Source organism: Muriventricola aceti, assembly GCF_025567565.1.
Lineage (GTDB): Bacteria > Bacillota > Clostridia > Oscillospirales > Oscillospiraceae > Lawsonibacter > Lawsonibacter aceti.
Genome location: NZ_JAOQKF010000011.1, coordinates 54,307 through 68,100, shown reverse-complemented (window position 1 = coordinate 68,100; position 13,794 = coordinate 54,307). Strand labels below are relative to the sequence as shown.

The following is a 13,794-nucleotide window of genomic DNA, read 5'->3' as shown; positions in this document are numbered from 1 at the left end:
CCCTGGTTGATTTTACTATGACCGGTTTTGCGCCTCTACCAGCCGGACGCCGCAGTATTGCTCCCGTAGCTTGGGCTTCTCGATCTTGCCGGTGGGATTCCGGGGAACGTCAGCGAAGATGAGCTTGCGGGGCCGCTTATATCGGGGGAGATCCATACAGTACTGGTTAATTTCGCTCTCGGTACAGGTCATGCCCTCTTTCAACTGGATGATGGCGGCGGCAATCTCACCCAGTCGGTGATCGGGCAGGCCAATCACAGCCACGTCGTGGACCTTGGGATAGGCGGACAGGAAGGCTTCGATTTGAACCGGGTACAGGTTCTCGCCGCCGGAGATGATCACATCCTTTTTCCGGTCTACCAGATAGATAAAGCCCTCCTCGTCCTGACGGGCCATATCCCCGGTGTGGAGCCAGCCGTTTTCCAGAACCTCGGCGGTGGCCTCCGGATTGTGGTAGTAGCACACCATAACGCCGGGTCCCTTGACACACAGCTCGCCTACATCACCCTGCTTCACCAGGGCATTCTGTTCGTCCACAATTTTTACCTTCCAGCCATAGCCGGGAACCCCGATGGCCCCCACTTTGTCCAGGTGATCCATGCCCAGATGGACACAGCCAGGGCCGGTGGACTCGGACAGGCCATAATTGGTATCGTACTTGTGGTGGGGAAAGTAGCGCATCCAGTGTTTGATGAGGGAGGGAGGGACTGGCTGGGCGCCAATGTGCATGAGCCGCCACTGGGACAGATGGTAGTCCTCCAGCTCCAGGTCCCCTCGGTCTAGGGCGGCCAGGATGTCCTGACACCAGGGGACCAACAGCCAGACGATGGTGCACCGCTCAGAGGAGGCGGCCTCGAAGATAGCCTGTGGCGTGTTGCCTTTCAGCAGAACTGCCCGGCTTCCAGTGAACAGAGAACCAAACCAGTGCATCTTGGCGCCCGTGTGGTACAGGGGCGGGATGCACAGGAAAACATCCTCATGGGTGGTGGCGTGGTGGATGGCCTCCATCCGGGCGGACTGGATCAGGGCCTGGTGCTTGAGTAGGATAGCCTTGGGAAAGCCGGTAGTCCCGGAGGAGTAATAGATGGCGGCTTCGTCCTCGTCGTCGATCAGCACCTTGGGAGCGACGCTGGAACAGTTGGCGGTGGCTCGGTGGTAGTCCTCGGCAAAGGAGGGGCAGGTGTCGCCCACGAAGAAAAGGAGCATCTGCCGGGATATCTTGGGCACAATGGCCTCCACTCGGCCGATGAACTCCGGCCCGAAGAACAGCACATCCACGTCAGCCAGCTTCAGGCAGTAGTCGATCTCGTCGGAGGTATAGCGGAAATTGAGAGGGACGGCCACCGCTCCGGCCTTTAAAACTCCGAAGTAAATGGGGAGCCACTCCAGGCAGTTCATCAGCAGGATAGCGACCTTCTGTCCTCTGCGGATGCCCCGACCCAGGAGCATATTGGCAACCCGGTTGGCTTTCTCGTCAAAGACGGACCAAGTGATCTCCCGGCGGTAGGGGACGGAGGAGGTGGGCTGGATCAACTCGTACTCCTTCCAGGTGACCCGCTGTTCCTCCTGGATCTCGGGGTTGATCTCTACCAGGGCGATTTCCTCACCGTATAGTTTGCTGTTGCGCTCCAACAGATCCGTGATAGGCATGGCGCTCATATCCTTTCCAAGGCCGGATTCGGCCAGGTGCTTTATTGATTTCAACCTTTAAACCGTTAAAGTATCATAACCCATTTGCGGCCTGTTGTCAAGAGGGAAACGCCAACGGGGATGGAGGCGAGGCTGTAATTGATAAAAGCGGCATTAGGTAGGCAGTCCTGTCCAGCCCCTGTACCCGGAAGTAAACAGGGAAAGTCGTTCAAAGAACAAAAATGGACTTGACAAATGATGCCAGAGGTGTATAATGCGAACCAATAAAGTGTGGACGGAAACAAAGTAGGGCGCGGGTCCGGCTGTACAGAGAGTTCCCGGTAGGTGTGAGGGGCACAGCTTCGCGTTTGAAATTTCATTTCCTGAGCTGTCCGAGGAAAGGCTTTGGGCTGAGTAGAGCGGATCGGGTCCTCCCGTTACAGAGGCTGGGTGTTGTTGGACACCCGATAAGACTGTCCCTATGGGGACGGTGAACAGAGGTGGTACCACGGGAGACGTTTCCCCGTCCTCTAGCGGCTTAGGCTGCTAGGGGGTTTTTTGTTTTTTAGTAGAATTTGGCCCCGTAAAAAGAGAAAGGCTCATTTACTTTTTTGCTTTTGTGTGCTACACTTTACACAAGTAAATTCTCCTGGAGGAGAAGAAACTTGGAAAAGGAGCGAAGACAATGGCGAAAGGGGAAAAGAAAGGCCGAAGCCTGGCCCTGTACAAAACTATTTTGAAGCTGAAGGATCTAGACGAGTGCTGCCGGTTTTTTGACGACCTGTGCACCCCGACCGAGCTGCGCAGCCTGGAGCAGCGGTTCGATGTGGCGGTCTACTTACAGCAGGGGTTGGTCTATTTGGACATCCTGGAGAAGACCGGGGCCTCCAGCGCCACCATTAGCCGGGTACGCCGGTCCATGCTGGACAACGGCGCCGGCGGCATTATGCGGGAGGTCATCCAGCGGGAGACCCTGCGCAACAGGGGAAGCGACGAATAAATATTAGGAAAGCAGGGAAGAAACATGAAACAACTGATGCTGGGTAATGCCGCCGTTGCCCGTGGGCTTTATGAGGCCGGGTGCTGCGTGATCTCCAGCTACCCCGGTACCCCCAGTACTGAAATTACCGAGGAGGCCGCCAAGTTCGACGATATCTACTGTGAGTGGGCCCCCAACGAGAAAGTGGCTATGGAGGTGGCCTTCGGTGCCAGCCTGGCTGGGAAGCGGGCCTTCTGTGGCATGAAACATGTGGGGTTGAATGTGGCCGCTGACCCTCTATTTACTATGAGCTATACCGGCGTGAACGGCGGTATGGTTATCGGCGTGGCTGACGACGCGGGGATGCATTCCTCTCAAAATGAGCAGGATTCCCGCCGCCACGCCATTGCCGCCAAGGTGCCTATGCTGGAGCCCTCCGACTCCGCCGAAGCCCTGGCCTTCACCAGGCTGGCCTTTGCGCTGTCCGAGGAGTTCGACACCCCGGTGCTGCTGAAAATGTGTACCCGGGTGGCCCACTCCCAGTCTCTGGTGGAGTTGTCCGACCGGGAGGAGAGGCAGACCGTCCCCTATGAGAAGAACATCGCCAAATATGTGATGATGCCGGGCAACGCCATCCGCCGCCACCCCGCAGTGGAGGAGCGCACCGGCCGGCTGCGGGAGTGGGCGGAGACTGCTCCCATCAATCGGGTGGAGATGGGCGGTACCGGCCTGGGCATCATTACCTCCTCCACCAGCTACCAGTATGTGAAGGAGGTCTTTGGGGACAGCGTGTCCGTGCTGAAGCTGGGTATGGCCAACCCCCTGCCCGTCAGGCTGATCCGGGACTTCGCCGCCAAGGTGGACAAGCTGGTGGTGGTAGAGGAGCTGGACCCCATCATTGAGGAGCACTGCCGCACCCTGGGCCTGGAGGTGTCCGGCAAGGATGTACTGCCTATGGAGGGGGAGTTCTCCCAGAACCTGGTGGCCGCCCGGCTGGGCGGGACCGTACATAGCGGGAAGGCTCTGGACGACGCCATTCCGCCCCGGCCTCCGGTCATGTGCGCCGGCTGCCCCCACCGCGGGCTGTTCTACACCTTGAACAAAAACAAGTGCACCGTCCTTGGGGATATCGGCTGCTATACTCTGGGAGCGGTGGCCCCCCTGTCCGCCATGGATATGACTTTGTGTATGGGGGCCTCCATCTCCGCCATCCACGGCTTCAACAAGGCCCTGGGCACGGAGAGTGAGGGCAGGACGGTGGCCGTCATCGGCGATTCCACCTTTATGCACTCTGGAATGACCGGATTAGCTAACATCGCCTATAACCAGTCCAATTCTACCGTCATTATCCTGGATAACTCCATCACCGGCATGACTGGCCACCAGCAGAATCCCACTACCGGCTACAACATCAAGGGCGACCCCGCCGGCAAGATCGACCTGGAGGCCCTGTGCCGGGCCATGGGCTTCAACCGGGTGCGGGTGGTGGATCCCTATGACCTGAAGGCCACCGACCAAGCAGTGAAGGAGGAGCTGGCCGCGGACGAGCCCTCCGTCATCATCAGCCGCCGGCCCTGCGCCCTGCTGAAATACGTTAAGCACAAGGCACCGCTGAAGGTAAACACAGACAAGTGCATTGGCTGCAAGAGCTGTATGAAGATCGGCTGCCCCGCCATCTCCATGAAGGAGGGCAAGGCCCATGTGGACAACACGCTGTGCGTGGGCTGCGGCGTTTGTGAGCAGCTCTGCCCCGTGGGGGCCTTCGAGAGCACCGGCAAGGAGGGTTAAGGCATGGAAACCAAGAATATTATGATCGTGGGCGTAGGGGGACAGGGTTCTCTGTTAGCCAGCAAGCTGCTGGGCCACCTGCTGATGGAGCAGGGCTATGACGTGAAGGTGTCCGAGGTCCACGGCATGTCCCAGCGGGGCGGAAGCGTGGTTACCTATGTGCGCTACGGGGAAAAGGTGTGCTCCCCCGTCATTGACAAGGGAGAAGCGGACTATATCGTGTCCTTCGAGTTGCTGGAGGCCGCCCGCTGGCTGGCCTACCTGAAGCCAGATGGACAGATTGTCACCTCTACCCAGCAGATCGATCCTATGCCCGTCATCACCGGCGCGGCCCAGTACCCCGAAAATTTGGTGGAGAAGATGAAGGCCGCCGGCGCCAAGGTGGACGCCCTTGACTGCTTGGCCTTGGCCGAGGAAGCTGGCTCCTCCAAGGCGGTGAACATCGTCCTGATGGGCCGCCTGTCCCACTACTTCGAACTGCCCGAGGAGGCGTGGCACAAGTCCCTGGAGGCCATGGTGCCCCCAAAGTTCCTGGAACTGAATAAGAGAGCGTTTGAGCTGGGGAAGAACGCCTGATGGGGTTGGGCGGTTTAATGGTTGCCGCGGGCGGCGCCTTGGGTGCCGCTGGCCGCTATGGGATAAGCCTGCTGCCATGGCGGGGGGAGCTCCCCCTGCTTACCCTGTGTACTAATTTCCTAGGGGCCCTGGCCATCGGCTTTGTCGTCGGACTGGCCGGGCAGCGCCGCCTTTCCCCCGGCTGGACTCTGTTCTGGAAGACCGGGGTGTGCGGCGGCTTTACCACCTTCTCCACTTTTTCTCTGGAGAGCTTCACCCTGCTGGAGCGGGGAAAGTGGCTTCTGTGCGGGGGATATATGTTTCTAAGCGTGGCGCTGTGCCTGCTGGGAGTGGCCCTGGGGCAGAGGTTGAGCGGGGATGCCTGAATCGGCCCTGTATGTCAGGAACAAAAGGGCGGCGATTGCCGCCGCCCTTCTATTTTTCCATATTTTTTGATATGCCGCCCAATTTGTCCTGGAAGATTTATCAGGATTGGGCCTTTCTGAACGCAAGAATCAAAAGAAGCTGGAAAGCACGAGAGAAAACTGGAAAGGACTGATACCCATGGAGAGATATTACCAGCCAGAGATCGAAACCGCGTCCCAGGAGCAGATCCGCGCTTGGCAGGACGAGCGCCTGGTCAAGCAGGTGAAACACGTCTGGGACAACGTGCCTTACTACCGCAAGAAGATGGAGGAGAAGGGGCTGACTCCTGACGACATCAAGGGCGTGGATGACCTGCATAAGCTGCCCTTTGTCACCAAGGCCGACCTGCGGGAGGCATATCCCTACGGACTAGTGGCCAAACCCCTGAAGGACTGCGTGCGTATCCAGTCCACCTCTGGCACCACTGGCAAGCGGGTGGTGGCTTTCTACACCCAGCACGATATCGACCTGTGGGAGGACTGCTGTGCACGGGCCATCGTGGCCGCCGGCGGCACCAACGAGGACGTGTGCCAGGTGTCCTACGGCTACGGCCTGTTTACTGGCGGACCCGGACTCAACGGCGGCAGCCACAAGGTTGGCTGTCTGACCATCCCCACCTCCTCCGGCAATACGGAGCGGCAGATCATGTTTATCCGGGACTTAAACGCCACCATTCTGTGCTGCACCCCCTCCTACGCGGCTTACCTGGGCGAGTCTATGAAAGAGATGGGCCTGACCCCCGACCAGATTCCCCTGAAGGCGGGCATCTTTGGGGCCGAGGCGTGGAGCGAGGAGATGCGCCAAGACATCCAGAATACACTGGGTATTAAAGCCTATGATATATACGGCTTGACGGAGCTGTCCGGCCCCGGTGTGGCCTTCGAGTGCTCCGCCCAGTCTGGGATGCATATCAATGAGGATCACTTTATCGCGGAGATCATCGACCCGGACACCGGCGAGGTGCTGCCCGAGGGCAGCCAGGGCGAGCTAGTATTTACCTCCATCACCAAGGAGGCGTTCCCCCTGCTGCGCTACCGTACCCGGGACATCTGCGTGCTCAGTCATGAGCCTTGCCCCTGCGGCCGCACTCATGTGAAGATGACGAAGCCCCGCGGCCGCACCGACGATATGCTTATCATCCGGGGTGTCAATGTGTTCCCCTCCCAGATCGAGACCGTGCTCCTCAACCATGGCTACCCCGCAAACTACCAGATCATCGTGGACCGAGTGAAGTCCACCGATACTCTGGACGTTCAGGTGGAGATGACCCCCGAGATGTTCACCGACAATCTGGGCGAGATCAGCCGCCGCCAGAAGGAACTGGTGGATGGGCTGCGGTCCATGCTGGGACTGGCCGCCAAGGTCACCCTGGTGGCCCCCAAATCTATCGTCCGTAGCGAGGGCAAGGCGGTGCGCGTCATCGACAAGCGCAAGATCTGAAACTAAAGGAGGAAAGCGGTATGAATATCAAGCAGATCTCCGTCTTTGTGGAAAACAAGCCGGGCGCCCTGTATGCCATGACCGGGGTGCTGGCTCAGAACCAGATTGATATGAGGGCCCTGAATGTGGCCGAGAGCAGCGACTTCGGTGTGGCCCGCGTGATCGTGGATGATGTCTATAAGGCCGCCACGGTACTGAAGGAGGCGGGCTATGTCCACAATATCACCCCTGTGCTGGGGGTAGCCATCCCTGATGTGCCCGGCGGACTGAACAAAGTGCTCCAGGTACTCACCGATGCCAAAGTCAATGTGGAGTATATGTACGCTTTCCTGGGCGGTAAGGATACCACCAACGCCTATATGGTATTCCGGGTGGCCGACAACGAGGCGGCTGCCGCCGCCCTTGCGTCCCGAAGCATCAAGACGGTGGACCAGGAGGAGATGAACAACCTGTAAGGACGGGGTGTCCAAACCTTTCACAACGGCAGAGGCCGCCCATTGGGCGGCCTCTGCCGTTGTGAAAGGAAGGATTTGTCTTCGGGCGGGTCCATAATGATAGAAGATCCATGCTGGCCTTATCGAGTCCACACCATCCGATATTCCATCTCTCCGGTATGCTCATCCAGCCCTTCCCGCTGTATCACGAACCGTTCCCTCTGATAAAAGGCGACCGCTCTGGAATTTTTCTGGTATACGTTTAGCTCCAGTCGGTCTTTGCGGGCCTTTACAAAGTCCAGCAGCCGTTTCCCAACCCCTTGGGATTGGGCCTCCTGGCGGATAAATATTCCCTCTATGTAACTGCCGTTGAGGCCCACGAAGCCCTGTATGGCTCCCTCTCTCTCACAAAGATAGACCTCGGCTTGGGCAAGGGCCTCCGTTACTTCGGACAACTGGCCTTCCCAATATTGGGAAGGAATAAAAGCGTGGGCTGAGAGATTGGTATTGAGCCAGATAGCGGACACAGCGCTGATATCCTCCGTCTGTAAAGCTCTGATCATAATTCGCTCCTAAGAGATGATTTGGGGTGTCTGATACAATTATATCACAAGCGGGGAAGGGCAGCAACGGAACGAGGGGATATAAAATGCTCTCTGTGATTGTGCTGCTGATTGGCATACTGCTGATGGGAGCGGGCCTGTATGACCGGACTGTGTTTTAGAGAAAAAAGCTCCGCTCTGAGTGATTTCAAAGCGGAGCTTTTTTGTAAATTTATACATTTAGTATCACTCTTGCTAGGCCAATGGCTGCCAAATGGGCAGGATAGAAGGCATAGAAAAACCACTTTGGCACCTTGATGCCTGTGTGGGTGGGGAGAAAGATGGGAAAGGCAGACAGGACAGCGAAGATGGTCCAGTTGATGGCGTGTCCGGCGATCTTCACACTGAGGGGATCCTCCATTTGTCCGCCCCACAGGGCAGGCAGCCAGAAGAGCACATAGACAGCCGCCCCCAGGACGGGTCTGTTTCGGCACAGATAGAAAATGAGCATCAGCACGATGCCGTTGGCCGAGTAATCAAAATTGACAAAGCTAGCCAGCAGGAATAGGGCGAGGAACAGCCACCACCGTCTGGTATGGACTCCCCACAGGGCTAGCAGGCTTACCAGCAGCGTGAAAAAGATGTTCATATTCATCCACTCCGCTTGCCAGTCCCAGGGGTGAAAGGCAAAGATGTAGAAGGGCTGGGAAATCAGGGCGAAGGCCCCCAGCCGCAGGAGGTATTTCCTGATGTCGCGGGTGTACAGCAGACCCACCGTCAGACAGTAGGCGAAGATGGGGAAGGCCAGCCGCCCCGCCCATCGAAAGGCGGGGTACTCCGGAAAAAAGGCGGTACCCACATGGTCAATAACCATGGAAAGAATGGCGATTAGTTTAAGAAAGTCAGTGTCCAGATTCGTTTTCAACTTGGGCATGGCGGAGAGCGGTTTGGTTTCCATACGGGTCCTCCTTGTATAGGCCTTCGTCCGATGCTGCGACAGTATAACACTGTCGCTGGCAAAACGCAAGACGTTTTGCCCTGACAGGACTGGGGACCGTCCGAGAAAGCCCTGCCCCTTTGGAAAAACTTACCTTGACACAGGAGGTTTATTATAGTAAACTTAATTGAGATAGGTTTATTGTGATAAACTTGAGAAGGTGAGTCTGTGGAAAAGCTGTTTGAGGGGGAATACCGCGTGATGGAGGTGCTGTGGGACAGCGGGCCGGTAAGCTCCACCCAACTGGTTTCCCTGTGCGGAGAGCGGCTGGACTGGAACAAGAGCACTACCTACACCGTTCTGCGGCGGCTAAAGAATAAGGGCTTAGTGCGCCACCAGAACACAGTGGTTACCCCTCTGGTTACCCGGGAGGAGGTCATCCGGGCCCAAGGGGAGGAGTTGGTGAGGCGGGCAGGGGGACTGCCCCTGTTTATGACCGCCTTCCTCAGCGGCCGAAAGCTTACCGCCCAGGAGGCGGAGGAGCTGAAGGAGCTGATCGACGAGAAAATGGGGGAGGGATAAAGCCGTGGAGCTTGTGGCGCGGTTCTGCTGGTGCGCCATGCTGTAGATGCTCAATTGGAGTATTTACCTGGGAATGGCCCTGGCCGCCCTTCTGGCCCTGAGACCCATGACCCGGCGGCTCCTGGAGCCCCGGCAACGGGTAGCCCTGTGGGGGGTGGTGTGGCTGTCCTTCTGCTTGCCCCAGTGGATAAACCTGCTTGACCGGGTGCCCCTGCCCTTCACCCTCCGCTCTTTCCTGACTCCCCGGACTTATTGCGACAGCGGCTTTGACCATTTCCCTATGTATCTGCCTGAGATTACTGGGGAGGGGACCTATCACCTTGCCCTGCCTGGGGGCTTTTCCATCCCCATCCAGGTGTCCTGGCAGGGGATGGTGCTTCTGGTACTGCTGGGAGCGGCCTATTTTGTGGTGATTTTTAGCCTGGCTCGCTGGTCAGACCGGGGAGTCAGGAAACTGGCCAGCCAGGGGAGGGCGCTGGAAACGGAGGACTATGAACGGCTGGGGCTGACCATGGCCGAGGGCCAGAGCATCAAGCTGTGTCCGGACCTGCCCACCAGCTTTGTGCTCCGGCGCAAGGGCGGACATGACATCCTGCTTCAGAGAGAGCTGACCGGCGAGCAGATGAAATTGGTGCTCATCCATGAGCGAGAGCATGTGAAACAACGCCATCCCTGGCTCCAGGGGATTGCTTCTGCGGTCTGGATCCTCAATTTCTGGAATCCCCTGGTGTGGCTGGCCTACCGGGCCTTCCGCTTAGACATGGAGCTGGCTTGTGATCAGGGGGTGCTGGAGCAGCTGGACGTGGAGGGCCGGTGGAGCTATGCCCGGACTCTGGTAGAGCTTGCCAGCGACCGTCCAGTATGGGGTGGGGTTACCTCCTTCGGCGAGTGTGACGCAGCCCTCCGTGTCCGGCAGGTTGCCAACTGGCAGCCCGATTACAGAAGCTCCGGGCCGGGGGCGTCACGGAGCGGGGACAGGAAAACGGTCCTGGGCTGGGCAGCGGCCGCCGCCCTGGCTGCCTTTCTTCTGGCAGGGGGCCCCTACCGTGCCCTGGATGCCGATGTCCTGGATGTGATGGAGCGGTACCAGATCTGGTCCATGATGGCAGAGGAGGCGGACTGGGACGAGGATACAATTTTCTATGCGGCGGAGGATGGGAGCAGTTATATCTCGGTCCGGTTTCAGGATTTGAATGGTACCTGGTGCCACGCCCTGTTCCGGCGGTGGTTTTGGGGGGATACTATCGACTTCCACTTCACACCTGACGGCAGATCGCCGGACCAAGACCAGAGACTGGACTACTGGGTGCTGCTCCCGGGCGGAAAAACAGAGCCCCTGTCATAAGACAGGGGCTCTGTTCTGTTCAATGCCGGTCCTGCTTCCTGACTGCCAGATGTTCCATCATGGCCCGGTCGAAGGACAGGCAGGAGCCAAAGGGGTCCACCACAAAGCCCGCCGCCCGGTTATCCCGCAGGACCATGGCGGCATAGTCGTCAAAGGTGAGAACCAGGGTTTGCTGGTTTTTGGGGCCGCACAGCTTGCGCAGCTCCTCCCAGCAGGTGAAGGCGGGGAAAAAGGGCTGCCCCTCCTGATTGGGCAGCAGTTGGAACTGGATGGCGGTGCCCTCCCCCAGTGGGGCGCTCTCCTGCTGCTCCGGGGCGGGAGAGATGGTCACCGGGGCCAAAAAACGGGCCTTGGAGATGACGATGTCCAGCACTGCCTCCCGGCTCGCCCGGCTGCCCTGGGCGGCCATATCAGCGACCGCCTGGGCCAGTTCCGGGTTGGTGATAGGTTGTGTGAGATCACTCATGGAAAAGACCTCCTAATCAAAAATATCCGGCGCCTTAGGACAGCCCTAGCAGCCTCTGGGCGTTACCGCCCAGAATGGCCTCCAGGTCCGGCTGACTTAGGGGCAGGGCCCGGAGCTGGGCGATGCCCTCTTCCTGCCCACGCCAGGGGCTGTCGGTGCCGAAGAGTATCCGGTGTGCGCCAAAGGTGTCCACCATGCGCAGAAACTGGGCCTTGGACATTAGATCCAGCTCCTCCGGAGCGAAGTGGCCGTCCCCCCTGTGGGCAATCCGGCCCAGGGCGTAGGCGGTGTCCAGATAGACATGGGTATGGGGCAGCAGCTCCTCCACTTGGTCCCAATTTCTCCACCCACCCATGTGAGCCAGAATGAGCTGGAGGGGGCCTGCCTGTTCCACCGCCCGAAGGACCATCTCTGGGGAGCAGTTTACTTGGCCGGGAAAGCCGATATCCAGTCCGGCGTGGGTCAGCACAATGAGGCCCAGCTCTCCGCACCGGTCCAGGATGCGCAGGTAGCGGGGGTCGTCAAAGTCCACCCCCTGGTAGACGGGGTGGACCTTAATGCCCTTCATACCCAGGGCAGCCACCCGTCCCAGTTCCTCCTTCCAGCCGTCGAAGTCCGGGTGCATACAGCCGAAGGAGAGAATGCCATTCCCCTGGCTGTTCAGGCGAGCGGAGGCGTCATTGATGTGGACCACTTGGCGGGGGCTGGTGGCCACGGGGAGGACCAGGGAGAAATCTACTCCAGCGGCGACCATGGAGGCCCGCAGGCCCGCTTCTGTCCCATCGGTAAAGGGGCGGGTGTGGGAAATATCCTGTAATTTTTGAATGGTGGAGGCGGCGATGCGCTCCGGAAAGGTGTGGGTATGGATATCGACGACCATAAAAAACTTCCTTTCGGAAATGAGGATAGAACATACCGTCAGGGCCCACAAAGTGGGCCCTGACAGAGTCGTGTGCTTATTTAGGATACCACAGCGCCCGCCTTTTTGCAAAGAGGGAATTTATTTGTCCCCCAGGGCCTGGCTTTGCCGGACCAGCACCTTCTCGTCATAGCAGGAGAAGGCGTCCTCTACCAGCGCACGGTCCGGCTTGGCGGTGCAAAGGGAGACCAGGGGAACGATCACAAGACCAGCGACCATGCAGAAGGCCCCGGCGTTGATGGGGGACTGAAGGAGGGCGGGAAGGACGGACTTTAGAGGGCTGATGACAGCCAGCATAAAGACGGTGGAAAACAGGAAGCTGGTCCAGCAGGCGGCCTTGGTGGCCCGCTTCCAGTACAGGCCAAAGAGGAAGGGGGCCAGAAAGGCGCCGGCCAGGGCGCCCCAGCTGACGCCCATGAGCTGGGCGATGAAGGTGACGTTGGATCTGTATTGAATGATGGCCAGCACCACGGAGATGGCGATAAACACCACGATGAGGCAGCGCATGACAAAGACCTGGCGCCTCTGGTCCATGTCCTTCCAGACGTGGTCTTTCAGCAGATCCAGAGTCAGCGTAGAGCTGGAGGTGAGCACTAGGGAGGACAGGGTAGACATGGAGGCGGACAGCACCAGGACCACCACCACCGCCAGCAGAACGTCTGGCAGGCCGGACAGCATAGTGGGGATGACGGAGTCATAGCCGTTGGCGGCGATATCGATCTGGCCGCTGAACAGCCGTCCGAAGCCCCCCAGGAAGTAGCAGCCCCCGGCAACGATGACGGCAAAGAGGGTGGAGATGACCGTGCCGGTGTCGATGGCCTTCTCGCTCTTGATGGCGTAGAATTTCTGGACCATCTGGGGCAGTCCCCAGGTGCCGAGGGAGGTGAGGACCACCACGCCCAGCAGGTTCAGGGGGTCGGGGCCGAAGAAGGAGGCAAAGATGCCGGGGGCGGCGGACACCTCCGGGTCGCTCACCTGGGCCAGCCCCTCCAGGGCAGCCAGAAAGCCCCCCTGGCTGTTCAGGACGGCGGCAATCACCGCCACGATGCCGAAGATCATGATGATGCCCTGGATAAAGTCGTTGATGGCGGTAGCCATATAGCCCCCGGCGATGACATACACTCCAGTGAGCACTGCCATGACTACCACACACACGGAGTAGTCGATGTCAAAGGCCATGCCGAACAGCCTGGACAGGCCGTTGTACAGACTGGCGGTGTAGGGGATAAGGAAGATGAAGATAATGACTGAGGCGGCGACCTTCAGGGACCTGGAGCCAAACCGCTTGCCAAAAAATTCGGGCATGGTGGCGGAGTCCAGGTGCTGGGTCATGATGCGAGTCCGGCGGCCCAGCACGACCCAGGCTAACAGAGAGCCCAGGATAGCGTTGCCGATGCCCGCCCAGGTGGCGGCAATACCGTACTTCCACCCAAACTGCCCGGCGTATCCCACAAAGACTACGGCGGAGAAGTAGGAGGTGCCGTAGGCGAAGGCGGTGAGCCATGGTCCGACAGACCGCCCACCCAGCACAAAGCCGCTGACATCGGTGGCGTGTTTCCGGCAATACAGACCGATGCCCACCATGACGGCGAAGAACACCAGCAGCATACCCAGCTTGATACCCATTTTGAACCAGTCCTCTCATCAAACACATTTGGTTTATCAGTTTGGTGCGTTAAAGTTTAACGCACAAAAGCGATAAAGTCAAGAGAGAATTTGATTGTTTGGGCAAAAAGTTTTTCCAAGCTGGGA

15 protein-coding genes are annotated in these 13,794 nt (G+C 58.7%); 9 read left to right on the top strand and 6 right to left on the bottom strand.

All coding sequences use genetic code 11. The features are described 5' to 3' along the window. Nucleotides 1–15: 15 nt before the first annotated feature. Nucleotides 16–1,650 carry a class I adenylate-forming enzyme family protein gene (locus tag OCV64_RS12235; protein WP_186851821.1) on the bottom strand — a complete coding sequence of 545 codons (1,635 nt, stop codon included), beginning with the start codon at nucleotides 1,648–1,650 and terminating at the stop codon, nucleotides 16–18. Nucleotides 1,651–2,314: 664 nt separating this feature from the next. Here OCV64_RS12235 and OCV64_RS12230 point away from each other — a divergent pair. The 6 genes from OCV64_RS12230 (at nucleotide 2,315) to OCV64_RS12205 (ending at nucleotide 7,272) form a co-directional block, all read left to right on the top strand. Beyond that, nucleotides 2,315–2,629, top strand: a complete 315-nt coding sequence (locus OCV64_RS12230) for a YerC/YecD family TrpR-related protein (protein ID WP_262670189.1) — start codon at nucleotides 2,315–2,317, stop codon at nucleotides 2,627–2,629. A gap of 24 nt (nucleotides 2,630–2,653) precedes the next feature. Next, nucleotides 2,654–4,396, top strand: coding sequence for an indolepyruvate ferredoxin oxidoreductase subunit alpha (gene iorA, locus OCV64_RS12225; protein ID WP_186851822.1), 1,743 nt, complete (start codon nucleotides 2,654–2,656; stop codon nucleotides 4,394–4,396). A 3-nt stretch (nucleotides 4,397–4,399) separates the two neighbouring features. Further along, complete coding sequence (locus tag OCV64_RS12220; protein ID WP_147573184.1) at nucleotides 4,400–4,972, top strand: indolepyruvate oxidoreductase subunit beta; 573 nt, start codon at nucleotides 4,400–4,402, stop codon at nucleotides 4,970–4,972. After that, complete coding sequence (crcB, locus tag OCV64_RS12215) at nucleotides 4,972–5,337, top strand: fluoride efflux transporter CrcB (protein ID WP_340406226.1); 366 nt, start codon at nucleotides 4,972–4,974, stop codon at nucleotides 5,335–5,337. The genes OCV64_RS12220 and crcB overlap by 1 nt, the downstream gene beginning before the upstream one ends. Nucleotides 5,338–5,515: 178 nt before the next feature. Then, entirely contained in the window at nucleotides 5,516–6,817 is a 1,302-nt protein-coding gene (locus OCV64_RS12210; RefSeq protein WP_147573188.1) for a phenylacetate--CoA ligase family protein, read from the top strand. Nucleotides 6,818–6,837: 20 nt separating this feature from the next. Further along, on the top strand, nucleotides 6,838–7,272 hold the full coding sequence (locus OCV64_RS12205) for an ACT domain-containing protein (RefSeq protein WP_147573189.1): 435 nt from the start codon (nucleotides 6,838–6,840) through the stop codon (nucleotides 7,270–7,272). Nucleotides 7,273–7,391: 119 nt separating this feature from the next. Here the strand turns inward: OCV64_RS12205 and OCV64_RS12200 are convergent, their stop codons facing one another. Then, the gene (locus tag OCV64_RS12200) at nucleotides 7,392–7,814 is read right to left on the bottom strand and encodes a GNAT family N-acetyltransferase (protein WP_147573191.1); all 423 of its coding nucleotides are present in this window, start codon (nucleotides 7,812–7,814) and stop codon (nucleotides 7,392–7,394) included. A 26-nt stretch (nucleotides 7,815–7,840) separates the two neighbouring features. On the opposite strand from OCV64_RS12200, the gene OCV64_RS12195 reads away from it, so the two are divergent. Beyond that, nucleotides 7,841–7,975, top strand: coding sequence for a hypothetical protein (locus OCV64_RS12195; RefSeq protein ID WP_262670188.1), 135 nt, complete (start codon nucleotides 7,841–7,843; stop codon nucleotides 7,973–7,975). Nucleotides 7,976–8,025: 50 nt separating this feature from the next. On the opposite strand, the gene OCV64_RS12190 is transcribed toward OCV64_RS12195, so the two are convergent. After that, on the bottom strand, nucleotides 8,026–8,751 hold the full coding sequence (locus tag OCV64_RS12190; protein ID WP_186851823.1) for a TraX family protein: 726 nt from the start codon (nucleotides 8,749–8,751) through the stop codon (nucleotides 8,026–8,028). Nucleotides 8,752–8,958: 207 nt separating this feature from the next. Here OCV64_RS12190 and OCV64_RS12185 point away from each other — a divergent pair, with 207 nt between their 5' ends. After that, nucleotides 8,959–9,312 carry a BlaI/MecI/CopY family transcriptional regulator gene (locus OCV64_RS12185; RefSeq protein WP_240288437.1) on the top strand — a complete coding sequence of 118 codons (354 nt, stop codon included), beginning with the start codon at nucleotides 8,959–8,961 and terminating at the stop codon, nucleotides 9,310–9,312. Nucleotides 9,313–9,358: 46 nt separating this feature from the next. Further along, on the top strand, nucleotides 9,359–10,657 hold the full coding sequence (locus tag OCV64_RS12180) for a M56 family metallopeptidase (RefSeq protein WP_262670186.1): 1,299 nt from the start codon (nucleotides 9,359–9,361) through the stop codon (nucleotides 10,655–10,657). Between the two features lie 19 nt (nucleotides 10,658–10,676). On the opposite strand, the gene OCV64_RS12175 is transcribed toward OCV64_RS12180, so the two are convergent. The 3 genes from OCV64_RS12175 to OCV64_RS12165 form a co-directional block, all read right to left on the bottom strand. Then, nucleotides 10,677–11,123: an SseB family protein gene (locus tag OCV64_RS12175; protein WP_186851825.1), complete on the bottom strand. Its 447-nt coding sequence runs from the start codon at nucleotides 11,121–11,123 to the stop codon at nucleotides 10,677–10,679. A gap of 34 nt (nucleotides 11,124–11,157) precedes the next feature. After that, nucleotides 11,158–12,003, bottom strand: a complete 846-nt coding sequence (locus tag OCV64_RS12170) for an amidohydrolase family protein (protein WP_147573199.1) — start codon at nucleotides 12,001–12,003, stop codon at nucleotides 11,158–11,160. Between the two features lie 120 nt (nucleotides 12,004–12,123). Next, complete coding sequence (locus OCV64_RS12165) at nucleotides 12,124–13,668, bottom strand: sodium:solute symporter family protein (protein ID WP_262670184.1); 1,545 nt, start codon at nucleotides 13,666–13,668, stop codon at nucleotides 12,124–12,126. Between the last annotated feature and the right edge of the window lie 126 nt (nucleotides 13,669–13,794).

Bases quoted from the DNA above. Each gene is read 5' to 3' on its own strand.
- OCV64_RS12235 (WP_186851821.1), bottom strand. From the start codon at position 1,650: ATGCCTATCACGGATCTGTTGGAGCGCAACAGCAAACTATACGGTGAG.
- OCV64_RS12230 (WP_262670189.1), top strand. From the start codon at position 2,315: ATGGCGAAAGGGGAAAAGAAAGGCCGAAGCCTGGCCCTGTACAAAACT.
- iorA (WP_186851822.1), top strand. From the start codon at position 2,654: ATGAAACAACTGATGCTGGGTAATGCCGCCGTTGCCCGTGGGCTTTAT.
- OCV64_RS12220 (WP_147573184.1), top strand. From the start codon at position 4,400: ATGGAAACCAAGAATATTATGATCGTGGGCGTAGGGGGACAGGGTTCT.
- crcB (WP_340406226.1), top strand. From the start codon at position 4,972: ATGGGGTTGGGCGGTTTAATGGTTGCCGCGGGCGGCGCCTTGGGTGCC.
- OCV64_RS12210 (WP_147573188.1), top strand. From the start codon at position 5,516: ATGGAGAGATATTACCAGCCAGAGATCGAAACCGCGTCCCAGGAGCAG.
- OCV64_RS12205 (WP_147573189.1), top strand. From the start codon at position 6,838: ATGAATATCAAGCAGATCTCCGTCTTTGTGGAAAACAAGCCGGGCGCC.
- OCV64_RS12200 (WP_147573191.1), bottom strand. From the start codon at position 7,814: ATGATCAGAGCTTTACAGACGGAGGATATCAGCGCTGTGTCCGCTATC.
- OCV64_RS12190 (WP_186851823.1), bottom strand. From the start codon at position 8,751: ATGGAAACCAAACCGCTCTCCGCCATGCCCAAGTTGAAAACGAATCTG.
- OCV64_RS12180 (WP_262670186.1), top strand. From the start codon at position 9,359: ATGCTCAATTGGAGTATTTACCTGGGAATGGCCCTGGCCGCCCTTCTG.
- OCV64_RS12175 (WP_186851825.1), bottom strand. From the start codon at position 11,123: ATGAGTGATCTCACACAACCTATCACCAACCCGGAACTGGCCCAGGCG.
- OCV64_RS12170 (WP_147573199.1), bottom strand. From the start codon at position 12,003: ATGGTCGTCGATATCCATACCCACACCTTTCCGGAGCGCATCGCCGCC.
- OCV64_RS12165 (WP_262670184.1), bottom strand. From the start codon at position 13,668: ATGGGTATCAAGCTGGGTATGCTGCTGGTGTTCTTCGCCGTCATGGTG.